This window comes from Mycobacterium sp. 1245801.1, from assembly GCF_001673055.1.
Classification (GTDB): domain Bacteria; phylum Actinomycetota; class Actinomycetes; order Mycobacteriales; family Mycobacteriaceae; genus Mycobacterium; species Mycobacterium europaeum_A.
The window spans coordinates 18,663-38,174 of sequence record NZ_LZKY01000137.1; the positions used below are offsets into that span (position 1 = coordinate 18,663).

A 19,512-nucleotide genomic window follows, 5' to 3' on the forward strand; every position below is an offset into this window, starting at 1 on the left:
GACACCGACGGCACCCGCTAACCTACCGGTTGGTTGGTAGGTCCGACCCGGTGAATCCCCGAATGGAGGACAGGCATGGCCTCTGCTTCCGGCGCCGCTGGCGCCCTGGGCAGCTCCGGCGCCGTCCGGATTGCGAACTGCTCGGGCTTCTACGGCGACCGGCTGTCGGCCATGCGCGAGATGCTCACCGGCGGCGACGTCGACTACCTGACCGGCGACTACCTCGCCGAACTCACCATGCTGATCCTGGGCCGCGACCGGATGAAGCATCCCGAGCGCGGCTACGCCAAGACGTTTCTGACCCAGCTCGAGGACTGCCTGGGCGAGGCCCGCGACCGGGGGGTCCGCATCGTCGCCAACGCCGGCGGCCTCAATCCATCCGGGCTGGCCGACGCGATACGCGCGCTGGCGCAGCGGCTGGGCATCGACGCGCGGGTCGCCCACGTGGAGGGTGACGACCTGTTGTCACGTGCCGCCGACCTCGGCCTGGGCAACCCGTTGACGGCGAACGCCTACCTGGGCGCCTGGGGCATCGTCGACTGCCTGGTCGACGGCGCCGACGTCGTCGTCACGGGCCGCGTCACCGACGCCTCGGTGATCGTCGGGGCGGCCGCTGCGCACTTCGGGTGGGGCCGCACCGACTACGACGCGCTCGCCGGCGCGGTGGTCGCGGGCCATATTATCGAGTGCGGGGTCCAGGCCACCGGCGGTAACTACTCGTTCTTCACCGAGGTTCCCGAGTTGACCCACGCCGGCTTCCCGCTCGCCGAGGTCCACGCCGACGGATCCTCGGTGATCACCAAGCACCCGGGCACCGGCGGCCTGGTCAGCGTCGACACCGTCACCGCGCAGCTGCTCTACGAGATCACCGGGGCGCGCTACGCCAACCCCGACGTGACCGCCCGGATGGACAGCGTCGAGCTGTCGTCCGACGGGCCGGATCGGGTGCGCATCAGCGGTGCGCGTGGCGAGGCCCCGCCGCCCACCTACAAAGTGTCGATGAACAGCATCGGCGGGTTCCGCAACTCGATGACGTTCGTGCTGACCGGCCTGGATATCGAGGCCAAGGCCGACCTGGTGCGCCAACAACTCGACGCCGCGCTCACCGTCAAGCCCGCCGAACTGCAGTGGACTTTGGCACGCACCGACCACCCGGACGCCGACACCGAGGAAGCCGCCAGTGCGCTGCTGCACTGCGTCGTACGCGACCCCGACCCCGCCAACGTGGGACGCCAATTCTCTTCGGCTGCCGTCGAATTGGCGTTGGCCAGTTATCCGGGATTCCACGTCACCGCACCCCCGGCTGACGGCCAGGTCTACGGCGTGTTCACCCCGGGCTACGTCGCCGCCGATCAGGTACCGCACGTTGCGGTACACGCCGACGGCACCCGCGTCCACATCCCTTGCGCCACGGACACTTTGGAGCTCTCCCCCGCCGCTGAGCCACCGCTTCCCGAACCCCTACCGGACGGGCCGACCCGGCGCGTGCCGCTGGGCCGCATCGCCGGCGCGCGCAGCGGCGACAAGGGCGGCTCCGCCAACATCGGGGTGTGGGTACGCACCGACGAGCAATGGCGATGGCTGGCCAACACGTTGACCGTCGAGCTGCTCGGAGAACTGCTGCCGGAAGCGGCCGACTTCGGCGTGACGCGTCACCTGCTGCCGAATCTGCGAGCGGTCAACTTCGTCATCGACGGCATCCTCGGCCAGGGCGTCGCCTACCAGGCCCGATTCGACCCCCAGGCCAAGGGGCTGGGCGAATGGCTCCGCGGCCGCTACCTCGACATCCCGGAGAGTCTGCTGTGAACCTTTGGACCACACCCGAGCGCGAACAGCTGCGAAAGACGGTGCGCTCGTTCGCGGAACGCGAGATCCTGCCCCACGTCGACGAGTGGGAGCGCAGCGGCGAGCTGCCGCGCGAATTGCACCGCAGCGCCGGGGACGCCGGGCTGCTGGGTGCGGGCTTCCCCGAATCGGTTGGCGGCGGTGGCGGCGACGGCGCCGACGCGGTGATCATCTGCGAGGAGATGCATCAGGCCGGGGCCCCGGGCGGCGTGTTCGCGTCGTTGTTCACCTGCGGCATCGCGGTGCCGCACATGATCGCCTCGGGCGATCAGCGGCTCATCGAGGAGTTCGTCCGGCCGACACTGGCCGGTGAGAAGATCGGCTCGCTGGCCATCACCGAGCCGGGCGGCGGTTCCGACGTCGGGCACCTGCGTACCTCCGCGGTGCGCGATGGTGACCACTACATCGTCAACGGCGCCAAGACCTACATCACCTCCGGGGTCCGCGCCGACTACGTGGTAACCGCGGTACGCACCGGAGGCCCTGGCGCGGGCGGGGTTTCGCTGCTGGTGGTCGAGAAGGGGACGCCCGGCTTCGAGGTGAGCCGCAAGCTGGACAAGATGGGCTGGCGTTCCTCGGACACGGCCGAGCTGTCCTACACCGACGTCCGCGTCCCGGTCACCAACCTGGTCGGCGTGGAGAACAGCGGGTTCGCCCAAATCGCCCAGGCCTTCGTCGCCGAACGCATCGGTCTTGCCGCACAAGCCTATTCGAGCGCACAGCGATGCCTGGACCTGACGGTGCAATGGTGTCGCGACCGCGAAACATTCGGCCGCCCATTGATATCGCGGCAGTCGGTGCAAAACACGTTGGCCGAGATGGCGCGTCGCATCGACGTCGCCAGGGTTTACTCGCGCCACGTGGTGGAGCAGCAACTCGCCGGCGAGACCAAACTGATTCCGCAGGTGTGTTTCGCCAAGAACACCGCCGTCGAGGCCGGCGAATGGGTGGCCAACCAAGCCGTCCAGTTGTTCGGCGGCATGGGCTACATGGCCGAGTCCGAGGTCGAACGCCAATATCGGGACATGCGGATCCTGGGCATCGGCGGCGGAACCACCGAAATCCTGACCGCACTGTCCGCCAAACTGCTGGGATTCCAATCATGACCGTGCTGCAGTCCACCCTCGATGCCGATGCCACCGCCTTCGCCGACGCGGCGTCGGCGGCTATTGCGAAACTCGAGGAGATCGATACCGAGCTGGCCAACGCGCTGGCCGGGGGCGGGGCCAAATACGTTGAGCGTCACCATGACCGGGGCAAGCTGACGGCACGCGAACGCATCGAATCCCTGGTCGACCAGGATTCGCCGTTCCTGGAACTGAGCCCGCTGGCGGCCTGGGGCAGCGCCTTCAAGGTCGGCGCCAGCACGGTCACCGGCATCGGGGTGGTCGAAGGCGTCGAATGCATGATCGTCGCCAACGACCCGACGGTCAAAGGCGGCACCAGCAACCCGTGGACCCTGAAGAAGATCCTGCGAGCCAACCAGATCGCCTTCGAGAACCGGCTCCCGGTGATCTCGCTGGTGGAGTCCGGCGGCGCGGATCTGCCCACGCAGAAGGAGATCTTCATCCCCGGCGGGCGGATGTTCCGCGACCTCACCCGGCTCTCAGCGGCCGGAATCCCCACCATCGCACTGGTATTCGGCAACTCCACCGCGGGCGGTGCCTACGTCCCGGGCATGTCGGATCACGTGGTGATGATCAAGGAACGTTCCAAGGTCTTCCTGGCCGGTCCCCCGCTGGTGAAGATGGCCACCGGCGAGGAATCCGACGACGAGTCACTCGGCGGCGCCGAAATGCACGCCCGCGTCTCCGGTTTGGCCGACTACTTCGCCGTCGACGAACTCGACGCGATCCGCATCGGCCGCCGCATCGTGGCCCGGTTGAACTGGGCCAAGCACGGGCCGACACCCAAGCCGGTCACCGAGCCGCTGTTCGACACCGAGGAACTCATCGGCATCGTGCCCGCGGATCTGCGGATCCCGTTCGATCCCCGCGAAGTGATCGCCCGCATCGTCGACGGTTCCGAGTTCGACGAATTCAAGCCGCTGTACGGCTCGTCGCTGGTGACGGGCTGGGCCCGGCTGCACGGGTATCCGATCGGCATCCTGGCCAACGCGCGCGGCGTGTTGTTCAGCGAGGAGTCGCAGAAAGCCACCCAGTTCATCCAGCTGGCCAACCGGTCCGACACGCCGCTGCTGTTCCTGCACAACACCACCGGTTACATGGTGGGCAAGGACTATGAAGAGGGCGGGATGATCAAGCACGGCTCGATGATGATCAACGCCGTGTCCAACTCCACGGTCCCGCACATCTCGCTGCTGATCGGCGCCTCCTATGGCGCGGGCCACTACGGCATGTGCGGGCGCGCTTACGATCCGCGGTTCCTGTTCGCCTGGCCGACGTCGAAGTCCGCGGTGATGGGCGGCGCCCAGTTGTCGGGTGTGCTGTCGATCGTGGCCCGTGCGGCCGCCGAGGCGCGCGGCCAGCAGGTCGACGAGGAGGCCGACGCGGCGATGCGGGCCGCGGTCGAGGGCCAGATCGAAGCCGAGTCGCTGCCGCTGGTGTTGTCCGGGATGCTCTACGACGACGGGGTGATCGACCCGCGAGATACCCGCACCGTCTTGGGGATCTGTTTGTCCGCCATCGCCAATGGCCCGATCAAGGGGACGTCGAACTTCGGCGTCTTCCGGATGTGAGCCCCATGGTCACTCGAGTACTGGTCGCCAACCGCGGTGAGATCGCGCGGCGGGTGTTCGCCACCTGCCGCCGGCTCGGCTTAACCACCGTCGCCGTCTACACCGAACCCGACGCCGGCGCCCCGCACGTCGCCGAGGCCGACGCCCGGGTGCGGCTGGACAAGACCAACGACTACCTCAACGCGCAGGCCATCATCGCCGCCGCCCGCGCCGCGGGCGCCGACGCGATCCACCCCGGTTACGGATTCCTCTCGGAGAACGCCGACTTCGCGGCCGCCGTCGCCGACGCCGGCCTGACGTGGATCGGCCCGCCGGTGGATGCGGTGCGCGCGATGGGCTCCAAGATCGAGTCCAAGAAACTCATGGCCGCGGCCGGGGTGCCCGTGCTCGACGAGCTCGACCCCGACACCGTCACCGAGGCGCAGCTGCCGGTGCTGGTCAAGGCCTCCGCGGGCGGCGGCGGACGCGGCATGCGGGTGGTGCGCGAATTGTCCGCCCTGCCAGCCGAAGTGGAGGCGGCGCGCCGCGAAGCCCAGTCCGCCTTCGGGGACCCGACGGTGTTCTGCGAGCGCTACCTGCCCACCGGACACCACATCGAGGTCCAGGTCATGGCCGACACCCATGGCACGGTGTGGGCGGTCGGCGAACGCGAATGCTCGATTCAGCGCCGCCACCAGAAGATCATCGAGGAGGCGCCCTCGCCGTTGGTGGAGCGCACACCGGGCATGCGCGCCAAGCTGTTCGACGCGGCCCGGTTGGCCGCCGAAGCCATCGGCTACACCGGCGCCGGGACGGTGGAGTTCCTCGCCGACGACGACGGCGAGTTCTACTTTCTCGAGATGAACACCCGGCTACAGGTCGAACACCCGGTGACCGAAGAGACCACCGGACTCGATCTGGTCGAGCTGCAGCTCGCCGTCGCCGACGGCGCCCGCCTGGACTCGGACCCTCCTGCCGCGCAAGGGCATTCGATCGAGGCCCGGCTCTACGCCGAGGACCCCGCCAAGAACTGGCAGCCGCAGGCCGGCCTGGTCCGCGGCTTCGAGGTGCCTTCGGTTCGGGCCGAGTTCGGTTCCCTGGGGCACCGGACCGGGATCCGGCTGGATTCGGGCATCGTCGACGGGTTCACGGTCTCGATCCACTACGACCCCATGCTGGCCAAGGTCATCTCCTACGCCCCGACGCGACGCCAGGCCGCGCTGGTGCTCGCCGACGCGCTGGCGCGCGCCCGCGTGCACGGCGTACGCACCAACCGGGACCTTTTGGTGAACGTGCTGCGGCATCCCGCGTTCCTCGACGGTGCGACCGACACAGCGTTCTTCGATACCCACGACCTGGCCCGCCTCGCGGCGCCGCTGGGCGATGCCGCGGTGGTCCGACTGTCCGCCATCGCCGCGGCACTCGCCGACGCCGCGCATAACCGGGCCGTGGCGCCGGTGCTGCGCGCCCTTCCCAGCGGCTGGCGCAACCTGCCGTCGGTCTACCAGGTCAGGGACTATCACGACGACGCGGGCGACGAGATCAGGGTCCAATATCGCTTCACCAGAACCGGTTTGACGCTTCCCGACGACCCGTCGGTGCAGCTGGTGTCGGCCACGGCGAAAGCCGTCGTGCTGCGGGTGGACGGCGTCGAGCACGGCTTCTCGGTGCGGCGCTACGATGCCGACGTCTACGTCGATTCCGCGCGCGGGCCGGTGCATTTGACCGCGCAGCCGCGTTTCCCCGAGCCCGGCTCGACCGTCGAAAAGGGCTCGCTGGTGGCGCCGATGCCGGGCAGCGTGATCCGGCTCGGTGCCGCGATCGGCGACACGGTCACCGCCGGCCAGCCGCTGATCTGGCTGGAGGCCATGAAGATGGAACACACCATCGCCGCCCCGGTGGACGGGGTGCTCGCCGAACTCAACGTCAAGACCGGTCAGCAAGTCGAAGTGGGCGCTGTGCTGGCAAGAGTGGAAGCGCCACAATCAGAAGGGGATTCAGCATGACCGACACCAGCTTCATCGAGAGCGAGGAGCGTCAGGCCCTGCGCAAGTCGGTGGCGGCCTGGGCAGCCAACTACGGCAGCGAGTACTACCTACGCAAGGCCCGCGCACAGGAACACACCGACGAATTGTGGTCGGAGGCAGGCAAACTCGGCTTCCTCGGGGTGAACCTGCCGGAGGAGTACGGCGGTGGCGGCGCCGGAATGTACGAGCTGTCGCTGGTCATGGAGGAGATGGCGGCCGCGGGCAGCGCGCTGCTGCTGATGGTGGTCTCGCCCGCCATCAACGGCACCATCATCAGCAAGTTCGGCACCGAGGAGCAGAAGAAGCGCTGGATCCCCGGCATCGCCGATGGGACGCTGACGATGGCGTTCGCCATCACCGAGCCCGACGCCGGCTCTAACTCGCACAAGATCACCACGACCGCGCGCCGGGACGGCAGCGACTGGATCGTGAAGGGCCAGAAGGTCTATATCTCCGGCATCGACCAGGCGCAGGCGGTGCTGGTGGTGGCCCGCACCGAGGAGGCCAAGACCGGCAAGCTGCGCCCCGCACTGTTCGTGGTGCCCACCGACGCGCCCGGCTTCACCTACACCCCGATCGAAATGGAACTGATCAGCCCCGAACGGCAGTTCCAGGTCTTCCTCGACGACGTGCGGCTGCCTAGCGACGCGCTCGTCGGCGCCGAAGATGCCGCCATTGCACAGCTTTTCGCCGGCCTGAACCCCGAACGGATCATGGGCGCGGCGAGCTCCGTCGGGATGGGACGGTACGCGCTGGGCCGGGCCGCCGAATACGTCAAAACCCGGCAGGTGTGGGGCACGCCGATCGGCGCGCACCAGGGGCTGTCACACCCGTTGGCGCAGTGCCACATCGAGGTCGAACTGGCCAAGCTGATGCTGCAGAAGGCCGCCACCCTCTATGACTCCGGCAACGACATGGGCGCGGCCGAGGCCGCGAACATGGCCAAATACGCTGCGGCCGAAGCCGCCACGCGCTCGGTGGATCAGGCGGTGCAGTCACTGGGCGGCAACGGACTGACCAAGGAGTACGGCCTGGCCGCCATGCTGGCCTCGGCCCGGCTGGGCCGCATCGCCCCGGTCAGCCGTGAGATGGTGCTGAACTTCGTCGCGCAGACATCGCTGGGCCTGCCCCGAAGCTACTGATGGACCCCGTCGTCGAATACGCCGGACCCGCCGACACGGGCGGACCTTACGCGCGGCTGACCCTGAATTCACCGCACAACCGCAACGCGCTGTCCACCACACTGGTCAACCACTTGCACCAGGGGTTGCGCGACGCCTCGGCGGACCCGGCGGTACGGACCGTGGTGCTGGGCCACACCGGTGGAACCTTCTGTGCCGGTGCGGATTTGAGTGAGTCCGGCGGGGGCGATCCCTTCAGCATGGCGGTGGCCCGCGCCCGGGAGATGGTCGCCTTGATGCGGGCCATCGTCTCCTCGCCGCTGCCGGTGATCGCCGCCATCGACGGGCACGTCCGCGCGGGCGGCTTCGGCCTGGTGGGCGCCTGCGATATCGCGGTCGCGGGTCCGCGCAGTACCTTCGCGCTCACCGAGGCCCGCATCGGCGTCGCCCCGGCGATCATCTCGTTGACGCTGCTGCCGAAACTGTCGGCGCGGGCCGCGGCGCGCTACTACCTGACCGGCGAGAAGTTCGGCGCCGCCCAGGCGGCCGAGATCGGACTGATCACCGTTGCCGCCGACGACGTCGACGCCGCGGTCGACGAACTGGTCTCCGATATCGGCCGTGGTTCGCCCCGGGGCCTCGCGGCATCCAAGGCGCTGACCACGACCGCGGTGCTGGAAGGGTTCGACCGCGACGCCGAACGGCTCGCCGAGGAGTCCGCGCGGCTGTTCGTGTCCGACGAGGCCCGCGAAGGCATGCTGGCGTTTCTGGAGAAGCGCGCGCCCAATTGGACGAGTTAGCCAGCCGGGAAGTTAGCCAGATGTCAAACAAAGGGTCCGGCCGAACGGTCGGCAGTGCGGCGCGGGCCGGCGCAAGGTTGCAGTTTAGCCAATCCTCTTGCAGCAAAAGCTGTACGTCGTAGGCTCGTGGGTGATGAGCAACTCAACGCAACGGGATGCGGAGGACACGCGCGGCGAGCCGTCGCGCGCGGCTGATACCGACCGCATCCAGATTGCCCAGTTGCTTGCGTATGCGGCCGAACAGGGGCGCCTGCAGCTCAACGACTACGAAGACCGTTTGACCAGGGCCTATGCGGCCACGACGTACGAGGAACTGGATCAATTGCGGGCCGATCTGCCGGGGGCTCCGATCAGCCCGCGCCGCGGCGGCAAGCCCAATCCGGCGCCCTCGACGCTACTGCTGGCCTTGATGAGCGGCTTCGAGCGCCGCGGCCGGTGGAACGTTCCGAAGAAGCTCACCACCTTCACCCTGTGGGGCAGCGGGGTGGTCGATCTGCGCTACGCCGACTTCACCTCGACCGAGGTCGACATCCATGCGATGTCGATCATGGGCGTGCAAAACATTTTGCTGCCGCCCGAAGTCAACGTCGAGGTGCACGGCCGCGGCGTGATGGGAAACTTCGACCGCGTGGTGGACGGACAGGGCACGCCCGGCGCGCCGACCGTGCACATTCGCGGCTTCTCACTGTGGGGCGGTGTGGGGATCATCCGCAAGCCCCGGCGGCCACGCGGCTAGCCGTAGCCCTCAGCCGGGCACGTAATCGAACGTGTCGGGGTTGGGCCCGTTGCGTCCGGCCTCGCCCTGGTCCAGCGTCGAGATCGCGTCCATGTCGGAGTCGTCCAGTTCGAAGTCGAACAACTGGAAATTCTCCTTGACCCGCTCCGGTGTCACCGACTTCGGGAAGACGATGTCGCCGCGCTGGATGTGCCAGCGCAGCACCACCTGCGCCGCCGACTTGCCGCGGGCCTGCGCGACGCGGTTGATCACCGGATCGTCGAGCACCTTGCCCTGCGCGATGGGCGCCCATGCCTCGGTGGCGATGCCATGCTCGCGTCCGTACGCCCGGACCTGTTCGTTGCCGAAGTACGGATGCACCTCGATCTGGTTGACCGACGGCACGGTGTCGGTTTCGGCTGCGAGCCGATCCAGATGTGCGACTTGGAAATTGGACACACCGATGCTGCGGGCGCGTCCGTCCCGCGCGAACTCTTCGAAGACCTTCCACGTCGACACGAAGTCGCCGTCGTAGAGGGTGGGCAGCGGCCAGTGGATGAGGAACAGGTCGACGTAGTCCGAATCCAGCTTCTTCAGCGTCTCGTCGAAGGCGCGGCGCGCGTCGTCGGGTTTGTGAAATCCATTGTTGAGCTTGCTGGTGACGAAGACCTCACCGCGGTCCAGGCCCGCGTCGCGGATGCCCTGCGCCACTTCCTTTTCGTTGCCGTACATTTCGGCCGTGTCGATGTGACGGTATCCGATCTCGAGCGCCGTCTTCACCGCCGCGGCGGTCTCGTCGGGCTTGATCTGGAACACCCCGAAACCCAGCTGCGGAATGCTGACGCCGTCGTTGAGTTCGATCGTGGGAACCTGGCTCATTACGTCTCCTCCTTCTCCAAATCCTGTACCCCGTCGAGAAAACACCAATCCCCCATCGGCATTGCCACGCAGGCCCGGGTTAACGGCGGCGTGACCGCAGGTAGTCGCCGACCACGGCCGCTCCCAGTCCGTCGAGATCGGGCACCACGACCCGTCCCTCGACACGTCGGGCGACCTGGTCGATGAACCGGGCCAGGCCCGGGTCGCTGCCCAGCCGGAAGATGGTGATCTGGGCGCCCAGGCGGGCCATCTCGTCGAAGCCGCGCACGGTATGGGCGATGGTCCGAGGGTGCGGTGGGTAATCAAAAAACACAGCAGAACCGCCGTCACCGTCGAAGTCCTCCAGGTGCGCGGTCGGCTCCCCGTCGGTCACCACCAGCACGACGGGCTGCGCGTTGGGATGCCGACGCAGATGGCGCCCCGCCAACGCCAACGCGTGGTGCAGGTTGGTGCCCTGCTCGTAGACCCCTTCCAGGCCGGTGAGCTCGGCGGCGGTCACCGTCCGCGCGTAGCGGCCAAAGGCGATGATCTCCAAGGCATCCGAACGAAATCGCGTGCACACCAGGTGGTTGAGTGCCAGCGCCGTTTGCTTCATGGGCAGCCAGCGATTCTCCATCACCATGGAGAACGAGGTGTCGACCAGCAGCGCGACCGCGGCCTGGGTCCGCGTCTCGGTCTCGGAGACTTCGACGTCGTCGACGGTGATTTTCAACCGCCCGTCGGGTCCGTCCAGGGTGGCGGTTCCCGATTGCCGCAGAACGGCATTGGTCAATGTGCGGGAGATGTTCCACGGCTCGGTGTCACCGAACTGCCAGGGCCGAGTGGCCCCGGTGAGTTCGCCCGCCGCGCCCGCGCGCCGGTGGTCGCGCTCACCGCGTCGCCCGGAAAGCTGTTGCGCCACATCGCGTAGCGCCGTCTCACCGAGCCGGCGCATCGCCTTCGGCGACAGCCGCCACTGCCCGTCGGAACCGCGGTCCAAGAAGCCCTGATTGACCAGTGCGCGTTCCAATTCGGCGAGCGTGCGGGCGTCGACGGCCGCCTGGTCGCCGAGCTGACGGGCCAGCGCGTCGAGGTCGACGTCGTCCATGGTCGCGCCCGGATAGCTCTGCGAGAGCTGCTCGGCCAGTTGCTCCAGCTCGGCGATGTCGGACAGCGCCTGGGTGCCCTCGCCCATCCCGAACGGGTTGTCACCGGAGAACTGCTCGGAGCCGCTCCAGTCCTCGCCCGGTCGCGCCGCCTGCAGGTGCGCATCGAGCCGGTTCAGCGCCTGCATCAGGGCGGGCGAGCCAAAAGCCTGCTGCGCCAGGGCATCCAGCTCGGCGCGCTGCTCGGCGCTCAGGCTGTTGCGGAACCGCTGCGCGGCGGCGGCGCGCTTGGCCAGCGAGTCCAGCAACTCGTCGACGTTGCGCGGGTTCTCCGGAAAGAACTCGCCGTGCTTGTCCATGAAGTCTTCGAAGTCCTGCTGGGTGTCCTCGCCGCGGGCGTGCTTGTCCAGCAGGTCGTTGAGGTCATTGACCATGTGATTGACCCGCTGACGATCCTCGTCGGTGGCGCCTTCGAGCGCCTGCTTCATACCCGCGAAGCGCTGATCGAGCATCTCGCGGCCGAGCAGATCCTTGATCTGGTCGTACTTTTGGCGGGCCTCGGCGCTGCGCCAGTTGTAGTCGGAGAGCTCCTGGACGGCCTTGGCCGGCGATGACGGCAACGCATCGAGCTGCAGTTCACCGAAGCGGGCGTCGTCGTCGAGCGCGCGGGCCAACTCCTTGCGTTCGGCCAGCACGGCCTCATCCAGCAGCTTCTTGATCTCCTGCAGAGTCCCGTCTAAGTTGTTGTGCCGCAACAACTCCCGTCGCCGCCGGTTGGCCTCGGCGGCCAGCCGGTCCGCGCCCGGCAGGTTCTTGGTGCCGCGGCGCAGCAGCTCGGACAGTGCGCGCCGCGGCGACGTGCCGGCCATGACATCCTGGCCGATCTGTTCGAGCGCCTCGCGCAGATCCACCGGCGGGGCCAGCGGGTCCGGCCCGCCGGTGTACGCCGAGTAGCGCGAGGAATGCCCTCGTGACGATGGCGAGCGCGGCGTAGCCGGGCGCTGCGGGTCGTCACCATCAGACCTAGCCATAGACGGTTTGACCCTCCCCGGATACCTTGTCGATGCGCTTGGCCAGATACAGCGCCTCGAGCGCCAGTTCCAGCGCCGCGGCGCGTTCGCCCTCCGACTGCGCCCCGAGCTTGGCCGCGATCTTGTCGACCACCGGCAGGCTCGGCACCGCGGCCAGTACGTCCTTGGCCGACACCCGCTCACCGGTCGTCACGGCCGAACCGCCCTCCACCGCGGACACCAAGGATCCGACGTCGATGCCGCCGAGCACCCGCGACGCGGTGTCCGCGGTCGCCCGGCGCAACAGGTGCTCGAGCACGGCCTGTTCGCGGCCCTCCTCGCCGGACTCGAACTCCAGCTTGCCGCGCAACACGTCGATCACCGTGCCCAGGTCGACCACCCGGGCCACCGGATCGGTCTCCCCCAGCACCGCGCCCCGATGCCGCGCGGCGGCGGCGACGGTCTCGGCGGCGGCGATCGCGAACCGCGCCGACACCCCGGAGCGTTGATCGACGGAGTTGGACTCCCGCAGGTAGCGGGCGAACCGGGCGATGACCTGCATCAGGTAATCGGGAACCTGGGCCGACAGGTGCGCTTCCTGCGCGATCACACCGACTTCCGCGTCGAGTTCCAACGGGTAGTGCGTGCGGATCTCGGCACCGAACCGGTCTTTGAGCGGGGTGATGATGCGACCGCGGTTGGTGTAGTCCTCGGGGTTGGCGCTGGCGACCACGAGAACGTCCAGCGGCAGGCGCAAGGTGTAGCCGCGGACCTGGATGTCGCGCTCCTCCATCACGTTGAGCATCGATACCTGGATGCGCTCGGCCAGGTCGGGCAGCTCGTTGACGGCGACGATGCCGCGGTGTGCGCGCGGGATCAGGCCGTAGGCGATGGTCTCGGGGTCGCCCAGGCTGCGGCCCTCGGCGACCTTGATCGGGTCGATGTCGCCGACCAGGTCGGCGACGCTGGTGTCCGGGGTGGCGAGCTTCTCGGTGTAGCGCTCGCTGCGGTGCCGCCACTCGATGGGCAGGTCGTCGCCGAGGGTGGCGGCCTTGCGGATGGACTCCGGGGTGATCGGGCTGTACGGGTGCTCCCCGAGCTCGGCACCGGCGATCACCGGCGTCCACTCGTCGAGCAGGCCGATCAGTGCGCGCAGCAGCCGGGTCTTGCCCTGGCCGCGCTCACCGAGCAGCACGAAGTCATGACCGGCGATCAGCGCCCGCTCCAGTTGCGGCAGCACGGTGTCGTCGAATCCCAGAATGCCCGGCCAGATGGCTTCGCCATCCCCGCCTTCGGCGAGGCGTGCGAGCAGATTTTCGCGGATTTCCTGCTTGACTCCCCGTTCACGATGACCGGCGGCGCGCAGCTGGCCGACGGTGCGGGGCAGGTTGCTCGGTGACGTCACCACTCCACGCTACGACGCGCGCTCTGACGAGTCATGCCAAGGGCGTTCACTAGACGCTTATTGACAGGCGCGTCGCACGCGCACACCGTGGCTAGTGCGCGAAGTGGCGCGCCCCGGTCAGATAGAGCGAAATGCCGGCGTTGGCGGCCGCCGCGGTCACTTCGTCGTCGCGCACCGATCCGCCGGGGTGCACGATCGCCTTCACCCCGGCGCCGGTCAGCGTCTCGAGCCCGTCGGGGAACGGGAAGAACGCGTCGGAGGCCGCGACGGCGCCGTGCACCCGGTCGCCGCCGCGCGCATTCCCTCTTTCAACGGCCAGCCGCGCCGCGTCGACCCGGTTCACCTGACCCATGCCGACGCCGATGGTGGCTCCGCCGCCGGCGATCACGATCGCATTCGATTTGACGGCGCGACAGACGCGCCAGGCGAACACCAGGTCGGCCAGCGTCGCCGGATCGGCCGGTGAGCCGGTGGCCAGCGTCCAATTCGCGGGGTTGTCGCCGTGCGCGTCGAGCTCGTCGCGCTGCTGCACCAAAAGTCCGCCGCTGATCGGCCGCAGCTCGGTCCCACCGGTCAGCGGCTCCGAGGCCACCAGCACCCGGATGTTCTTCTTGCGGGTCAAGGCCTCCAGGGCGGCCGGCTCGTAGGCGGGGGCGACGATGACCTCGGTGAAGATGGTGCTGACGTATTCGGCCATCTCCAGGCTGACTTCGGTGTTGGACGCGATGACCCCGCCGAAGGCGCTCAACGGATCGCATTCGTGCGCCTTGCGGTGCGCGTCCGCGACCGATTCCGAGGAGATGGCGATGCCACATGGGTTGGCGTGCTTGATGATTGCGACGCAGGTCTCTTCGTGGTCGAAGGCGGCCCGCCAGGCCGCGTCCGCATCGGTGAAGTTGTTGTAGGACATCTCTTTTCCGTGCAGCTGCTCGGCCTGCGCCAGTCCTGGCCAGGCGCCGGGGTCGCTGTACAGCGCCGCCTGCTGGTGCGGGTTCTCGCCGTAGCGCAGCATCGCCGAGCGACGCCAGTTGCGGCCCAGCCACTTCGGGAAAGTCGTCGGCGGATGTTCGGGAGCCAGCGTCGACTCCATCCAGCTCGCGACGGCGATGTCGTACTCGGCGGTGTACTGAAAGGCAAGTGACGCCAGCTTTTTGCGCTCGGCGAGGCTAAACCCGCCCGACCGTACCGCGGCCAACACTCCGTCGTAGCCCTGCGGGTCGACGATCACCGCCACGCTGGGGTGGTTCTTCGCCGCGGCCCGCACCATCGACGGGCCGCCGATGTCGATCTGCTCGACGCATTCGTCGATGCTGGCCCCGGAGTCGACGGTCTCGGTGAAGGGGTACAGGTTGACGACGACGAGCTCGAACGCCGCGATCCCGAGCTCCTCGAGCGCGGCGGCGTGCTCGGGCTTGCGGAGGTCCGCCAGCAGGCCCGCGTGCACGCGCGGGTGCAGCGTCTTGACCCGGCCGTCGAGCACTTCGGGAAATCCGGTCAGCTCCTCGACCCGGGTCACCGGAATGCCTTTGTCGGCAATGACCTTCGCCGTGGATCCGGTCGACACGATCTCGACACCCGCGGCCGCCAGTCCCTGGGCGAGGTCGACGAGCCCGGTCTTGTCGTACACGCTGATCAGGGCGCGCCGGATCGGCCGTTTGGCGTCTTCCCGCCAGTCGTCGGTGCTCATCGGTTCGTCGCCTTTCGTCCGATCGTCGCTTTTCTCCCGACCAGGGTCAGGCCGCGTGTTGCGATCGCGGCCACCACGTCCACCAGGAGCTTCCGTTCGGTGACTTTGATGCGTTCGTGCAGAGTCTCTTCGGTGTCGCCGTCGAGCACCGGAACGGATTCCTGCGCCAGAATCGGCCCGGTGTCCGTCCCGGCGTCCACCAGGTGCACCGTACAGCCTGTGACCTTGACACCGTAGGCCAATGCGTCGGCCACCCCGTGCGCACCCGGAAACGCCGGCAACAGCGCCGGATGGGTGTTGATGACCCGACCGTAGAACCGTGAAAGGAACTGCGGCCCAAGGATTTTCATGAACCCGGCGGAGACCACCAGGTCGGGCGAGTGTGCGGCGGTGGCCTCGGTGATGGCGGCGTCCCAGGCGGCGCGGTCGGGGTGCTCGCCGAGCCGGACGGTGAAGGCGGGCACGGACGCGGCCGCGGCGATCTCGGTGGCCAGGCAGTCGCGGTCGGCGCCGACGGCGACCACCCGGGCCGGGTAATCCGCGACGGCGGAGGTCAACAGCGAATTCAGCAGCGACCCGGTGCCCGACGCCAGTACCACTACCCGTGCCGGTGCGTTCGGGGGCACATGGAGCGGTTCGACCACATCGGCGAGCCTAGCCCGCCGACGATGCGGGTCGTGCAGCGACGTGAGCAGAGTCGGGCGATCGACCTCGGCACCCCGTCGGCGCCAACCGGGTTGTCGCGCGGCGGCCGGCGGAAGGCTTAATCCTCGGAATCTCGCTCGGTGGCTTCTTGTCCTGGCTCGCGCGGGGATGGCGTGTCGGTCATCGGGGGGTCGGGTTCGGCGGCCTCGCCCGCGGGCGGATCCAGCGCGTCACCCGCCTCCCCAGGGATCCCCTCCTCCTCGTCGGGCGACGGCTCGTCGTCGAAGACGCCCGCGAAGTCGGCCGGTTCCTCGGCCGCCGCGGCCGCTGCGGGCTTGACCTTGGGCCGCCGGGGACGGCGGCTGACCCCGCCGGTCATCACCACCGTGATCCCGCCGACGACCGCGAACCAGAAGAAGACGCCGACGAGCAACGCGCCCTGGTCGACGCCGACGTGCCCGAAGTTACCCAGCTGGCCGCTGCCGGCGTACGCGATCACGGACATCACCAGCGCGCCCACGACCGCGGCGACCAGCAGCTTGGCCGCGGCCGCCAGCAACGGCAGCGCCCGCCGGGCGCACTGCTGCCCGACCGCCACACCCGACGACGCACCGATGATGAGCAGCGCCACCCACACCGGCCCCAGCGGCGGCCTGGGGACCGCGGCCAGCACCGGCACGGCCGGGATGTCACCACCGAACACGGTGAACGAACTGAAGGTCGCGAATCCGATGTGCGCGCTGGAGCCGACGGCCATTGCCGCGGTGCCGACAATCACGTTGGGCGCGTACAGCATCGACAGCACGGTGAGGCTGAACTCGCCGAAGATCGAATCGGTGATGCCGTAGAGCTCCTGCATGGTTGACCAATGCACCACCAGCGACCCGGCCGTCACGAAGCCGGAGAGCCCGAGCAACGCCAATACCCCGGCGGAAGCGGCGCGCAGCGAGTCGCCCAGCCAGAAGGGCAGCGACGCCGCCGCGAGCGCGCGCGGCCCCACCCGGGACCACACCCCGATGCCGGCGCCGGCGGCATGCACCGCGAGCACGCTGAGGAACGCGCGTAGCGCACTGGGCGTTTGCAGCTCGGTGATCACCGAGGATGCGTCGTGGATGACCGCCAGGGCGATCGCCGTCATGAACAACGGGCCGCCCAGCGCCGAGGCGACGACCCAGCGGACGACCAGCCACGACGAGTAGGGCGTCGTGGCCCGGGCGGTGCTGCGTGCGGTGGCCCAGACCATCAACAGGACCGGCAGCAGCGGCATCACACCGAGCACGCGACCGCCGATCGAGACCGGTACCTGGTGCACGCCCAGCCACATGCTGGCGATGGCGCCCAGCGCGCCGGTCATGTCGCTGTTGGCGATCAACAACTGGATCAGCGTGACCGCGGCGATGATGACCAACGCCACCACCGCGGGGGCGAACGCGACCCTGACGAGGTCACGCGCCTGGCGAGCGCCCGCTGCCCGGTTGTCCTCCACCCGTGTCACTCTGGGGCACGTCCCCGACTAGGCGCGACAGCGCACGGTTAGGAGGGCGCTGGCCCAGACGGTGACGACGGCGACTGCTGCTCGTGGCCGAACTGCTGGCCCCCACCCTGCTCGGAGAAGTTTGCCGTCGCAGAGGAGTCCGATCCGCCGACGTTGGGCGGGGGGCTGAAGCTGGGGAAGCCGGTGGGCGGCGTGTTCGAGCCGTGCTGCTGCGCGGACGGTTGCGGTCCGGACTGCGGCGAGGGCTGAGCTCCGAAACCGCCGGTCGGAGCGCCGCTCTGGGTGGGCGCCGCGCTCGGCGAATAGCCGCCGTACTGCGAACCGTAGCCCTGCGGCGACTGCTGCTGCCCGCCGTGCTGCTGGCCGCCCGGCTGCTGACCGTAGTAGGGCTGCTGCTGACCGTATTGGCCGTATTGCCCGTACTGGCCATACTGCGCGTACGGGTCGTATTTGGGCCGCGGCGCCGGGGCGGTGATCACCCCGGAGTCCAGCAGGACCACGACGACGGCGGCGATCGCCTGCAGCACGACGGCCGCCACCAGCGGCCACATCGCCCAGCCGATCGAGAAACCGGCGGGCAGGTTGATCGTCTCGGTGATGGCGAGCAAGGCACCCAGCACCGCGATGACCGCGACGACTCCCGCGTAGTTCCTGGCCTTCGGCAGCAGGCCGAGCCCGGCGAGCAGCGCCGCCAGCACGGCAACCACGACCGCGGTGCCGGCGTCACCGGCGCGGCCACCGATGCCCGGGCCGAGGTCGGCGCCGATGGTAAAGGTGGGGCCGAAGTTCAGAAGGTAGGCGGCCAGACCGAGAACCACCACCGCGATGTTCAGGTAGAACGGCAGCTTGCTCGTTCCGTGGTCGTCCTTGGCGAAGGACGGTGTGCCGCCCGCATAGGCGCCGCCGGGTTGCGCCGGTGGATAGCCCGGGCTTCCGGGAGAGTAGGTCATGGCTCCTCCTGTTGCTTCCAGTGCCTTGAACTGCCTAGCGGTCGCCACAGTTGCAGTGCAACGCTGTGCTTCCAGGCGCCTCGCTGCGTTAGCGACGCGGTCGATCACCCACGCTAGCGCACGTGCGGCAGCCCGTGCCGCTGCCACCGGCTTGCTCGGTGACGTCCGCATCGGCGGGCCCGCGACCTGCTCGCGAGACGGTCCGTTTCACGACGGCTTGCCCAGCGGAGGTAGAACACGTTCTAATTCACCCCATGGATTACGGGCTTGTGCTTTTTACCAGCGATCGTGGCATCTCCCCGGCGAAGGCCGCGAAGCTCGCCGACGACCACGGCTTTACGACCTTCTACGTGCCAGAACACACCCACATTCCGGTGAAGCGCGAGGCGGCTCACCCCACCACCGGGGACGAGTCGCTGCCCGACGATCGCTACATGCGGACACTAGACCCCTGGGTGAGCCTGGGCGCGGCGTGCGCGGTCACCTCGCGGGTGCGGCTGTCCACCGCGGTGGCTCTTCCCGTCGAACACGACCCGATCACGTTGGCGAAAAGTATTGCCACCCTTGACCACCTGTCCGGCGGACGGGTCAGCCTGGGCGTCGGGTTCGGCTGGAACACCGACGAACTCGCCGACCACAATGTGCCGCCGGGCCGGCGCCGCACGATGCTGCGCGAGTATCTCGAGGCGATGCGGGCGCTGTGGACCGAAGAAGAAGCCTCCTACGATGGCGAGTTCGTCAAGTTCGGTCCCAGCTGGGCCTGGCCCAAGCCCGTGCAGCCGCACGTCCCGGTGCTGGTCGGCGCGGCGGGCACCGAGAAGAACTTCAAGTGGATCGCCCGCAGCGCCGACGGCTGGATCACCACCCCGCGCGACTTCGACATCGACGAGCCGGTCAAGTTGCTGCAGGACACCTGGGCGGCCGCGGGCCGCGACGGCGCCCCGCAGATCGTGGCGCTGGACTTCAAGCCGGTGCCCGAGAAGCTGGCCAAGTGGGCCGAGCTCGGCGTGACCGAGGTGCTGTTCGGACTGCCGGACAAATCCGAGGACGAGGTCGCCGCCTACGTCGAGCGCTTGGCCGGCAAGCTCGCCGCCCTGGTCTGACCCCAGGCCAGGCGTGTCGCCGAGCCCGTGAACGCCGAGACTTAAACCAGTGCGACGCGTGACGGCGT

At 68.7% G+C, this 19,512-nt stretch carries 15 protein-coding genes; 8 read left to right on the forward strand and 7 right to left on the reverse strand.

Annotation, left to right across the window (positions count from 1 at the left end):
• Nucleotides 1-75: 75 nt before the first annotated feature.
• The 7 genes from A5622_RS08220 (at nt 76) to A5622_RS08250 (ending at nt 9,206) form a co-directional block, all read left to right on the forward strand.
• A complete protein-coding gene (locus A5622_RS08220; RefSeq protein WP_066877825.1) occupies nt 76-1,806 on the forward strand; it encodes an acyclic terpene utilization AtuA family protein in 1,731 nt (576 codons plus the stop codon).
• Nucleotides 1,803-2,951, forward strand: coding sequence for an acyl-CoA dehydrogenase family protein (locus A5622_RS08225; RefSeq protein ID WP_066877826.1), 1,149 nt, complete (start codon nt 1,803-1,805; stop codon nt 2,949-2,951). Before A5622_RS08220 ends, A5622_RS08225 begins: the two co-directional genes overlap by 4 nt.
• Nucleotides 2,952-2,953: 2 nt before the next feature.
• Entirely contained in the window at nt 2,954-4,543 is a 1,590-nt protein-coding gene (locus tag A5622_RS08230; RefSeq protein WP_156749383.1) for an acyl-CoA carboxylase subunit beta, read from the forward strand.
• 5 nt (nt 4,544-4,548) lie between these two features.
• The gene (locus A5622_RS08235; protein ID WP_066877828.1) at nt 4,549-6,528 is read left to right on the forward strand and encodes a biotin carboxylase N-terminal domain-containing protein; all 1,980 of its coding nucleotides are present in this window, start codon (nt 4,549-4,551) and stop codon (nt 6,526-6,528) included.
• Nucleotides 6,525-7,691: an acyl-CoA dehydrogenase family protein gene (locus A5622_RS08240; RefSeq protein ID WP_066871971.1), complete on the forward strand. Its 1,167-nt coding sequence runs from the start codon at nt 6,525-6,527 to the stop codon at nt 7,689-7,691. The genes A5622_RS08235 and A5622_RS08240 overlap by 4 nt, the downstream gene beginning before the upstream one ends.
• Complete coding sequence (locus A5622_RS08245; protein WP_066877829.1) at nt 7,691-8,470, forward strand: enoyl-CoA hydratase family protein; 780 nt, start codon at nt 7,691-7,693, stop codon at nt 8,468-8,470. The genes A5622_RS08240 and A5622_RS08245 overlap by 1 nt, the downstream gene beginning before the upstream one ends.
• A 133-nt stretch (nt 8,471-8,603) precedes the next feature.
• Complete coding sequence (locus A5622_RS08250) at nt 8,604-9,206, forward strand: DUF1707 domain-containing protein (RefSeq protein WP_066871977.1); 603 nt, start codon at nt 8,604-8,606, stop codon at nt 9,204-9,206.
• A gap of 9 nt (nt 9,207-9,215) precedes the next feature.
• Here A5622_RS08250 and A5622_RS08255 read toward each other — a convergent pair whose 3' ends face one another.
• The 7 genes from A5622_RS08255 to A5622_RS08285 form a co-directional block, all read right to left on the reverse strand.
• Complete coding sequence (locus tag A5622_RS08255; protein WP_066871979.1) at nt 9,216-10,064, reverse strand: aldo/keto reductase; 849 nt, start codon at nt 10,062-10,064, stop codon at nt 9,216-9,218.
• A 79-nt stretch (nt 10,065-10,143) separates the two neighbouring features.
• Complete coding sequence (locus tag A5622_RS08260; protein WP_082994548.1) at nt 10,144-12,180, reverse strand: VWA domain-containing protein; 2,037 nt, start codon at nt 12,178-12,180, stop codon at nt 10,144-10,146.
• Complete coding sequence (locus A5622_RS08265) at nt 12,173-13,567, reverse strand: ATP-binding protein (protein ID WP_066877832.1); 1,395 nt, start codon at nt 13,565-13,567, stop codon at nt 12,173-12,175. Before A5622_RS08265 ends, A5622_RS08260 begins: the two co-directional genes overlap by 8 nt.
• A gap of 88 nt (nt 13,568-13,655) precedes the next feature.
• On the reverse strand, nt 13,656-15,251 hold the full coding sequence (gene purH, locus A5622_RS08270) for a bifunctional phosphoribosylaminoimidazolecarboxamide formyltransferase/IMP cyclohydrolase (RefSeq protein WP_066877833.1): 1,596 nt from the start codon (nt 15,249-15,251) through the stop codon (nt 13,656-13,658).
• The gene (gene purN, locus A5622_RS08275; RefSeq protein WP_066871991.1) at nt 15,248-15,895 is read right to left on the reverse strand and encodes a phosphoribosylglycinamide formyltransferase; all 648 of its coding nucleotides are present in this window, start codon (nt 15,893-15,895) and stop codon (nt 15,248-15,250) included. Before purN ends, purH begins: the two co-directional genes overlap by 4 nt.
• A 119-nt stretch (nt 15,896-16,014) precedes the next feature.
• Nucleotides 16,015-17,382, reverse strand: coding sequence for a DUF6350 family protein (locus A5622_RS08280; RefSeq protein ID WP_066877834.1), 1,368 nt, complete (start codon nt 17,380-17,382; stop codon nt 16,015-16,017).
• A 47-nt stretch (nt 17,383-17,429) separates the two neighbouring features.
• Nucleotides 17,430-18,341 carry a DUF5336 domain-containing protein gene (locus tag A5622_RS08285; protein ID WP_066877835.1) on the reverse strand — a complete coding sequence of 304 codons (912 nt, stop codon included), beginning with the start codon at nt 18,339-18,341 and terminating at the stop codon, nt 17,430-17,432.
• A gap of 254 nt (nt 18,342-18,595) precedes the next feature.
• Here A5622_RS08285 and A5622_RS08290 point away from each other — a divergent pair, with 254 nt between their 5' ends.
• A complete protein-coding gene (locus A5622_RS08290) occupies nt 18,596-19,444 on the forward strand; it encodes an LLM class F420-dependent oxidoreductase (RefSeq protein ID WP_066866696.1) in 849 nt (282 codons plus the stop codon).
• The last annotated feature ends 68 nt before the right edge of the window (nt 19,445-19,512 follow it).

Coding starts and splice junctions, on each gene's coding strand:
- A5622_RS08220 (WP_066877825.1), top strand. CDS start 76: ATGGCCTCTGCTTCCGGCGCCGCTGGCGCCCTGGGCAGCTCCGGCGCC.
- A5622_RS08235 (WP_066877828.1), top strand. CDS start 4,549: ATGGTCACTCGAGTACTGGTCGCCAACCGCGGTGAGATCGCGCGGCGG.
- A5622_RS08240 (WP_066871971.1), top strand. CDS start 6,525: ATGACCGACACCAGCTTCATCGAGAGCGAGGAGCGTCAGGCCCTGCGC.
- A5622_RS08245 (WP_066877829.1), top strand. CDS start 7,691: ATGGACCCCGTCGTCGAATACGCCGGACCCGCCGACACGGGCGGACCT.
- A5622_RS08250 (WP_066871977.1), top strand. CDS start 8,604: ATGAGCAACTCAACGCAACGGGATGCGGAGGACACGCGCGGCGAGCCG.
- A5622_RS08255 (WP_066871979.1), bottom strand. CDS start 10,064: ATGAGCCAGGTTCCCACGATCGAACTCAACGACGGCGTCAGCATTCCG.
- A5622_RS08260 (WP_082994548.1), bottom strand. CDS start 12,180: ATGGCTAGGTCTGATGGTGACGACCCGCAGCGCCCGGCTACGCCGCGC.
- purH (WP_066877833.1), bottom strand. CDS start 15,251: ATGAGCACCGACGACTGGCGGGAAGACGCCAAACGGCCGATCCGGCGC.
- A5622_RS08285 (WP_066877835.1), bottom strand. CDS start 18,341: ATGACCTACTCTCCCGGAAGCCCGGGCTATCCACCGGCGCAACCCGGC.
- A5622_RS08290 (WP_066866696.1), top strand. CDS start 18,596: ATGGATTACGGGCTTGTGCTTTTTACCAGCGATCGTGGCATCTCCCCG.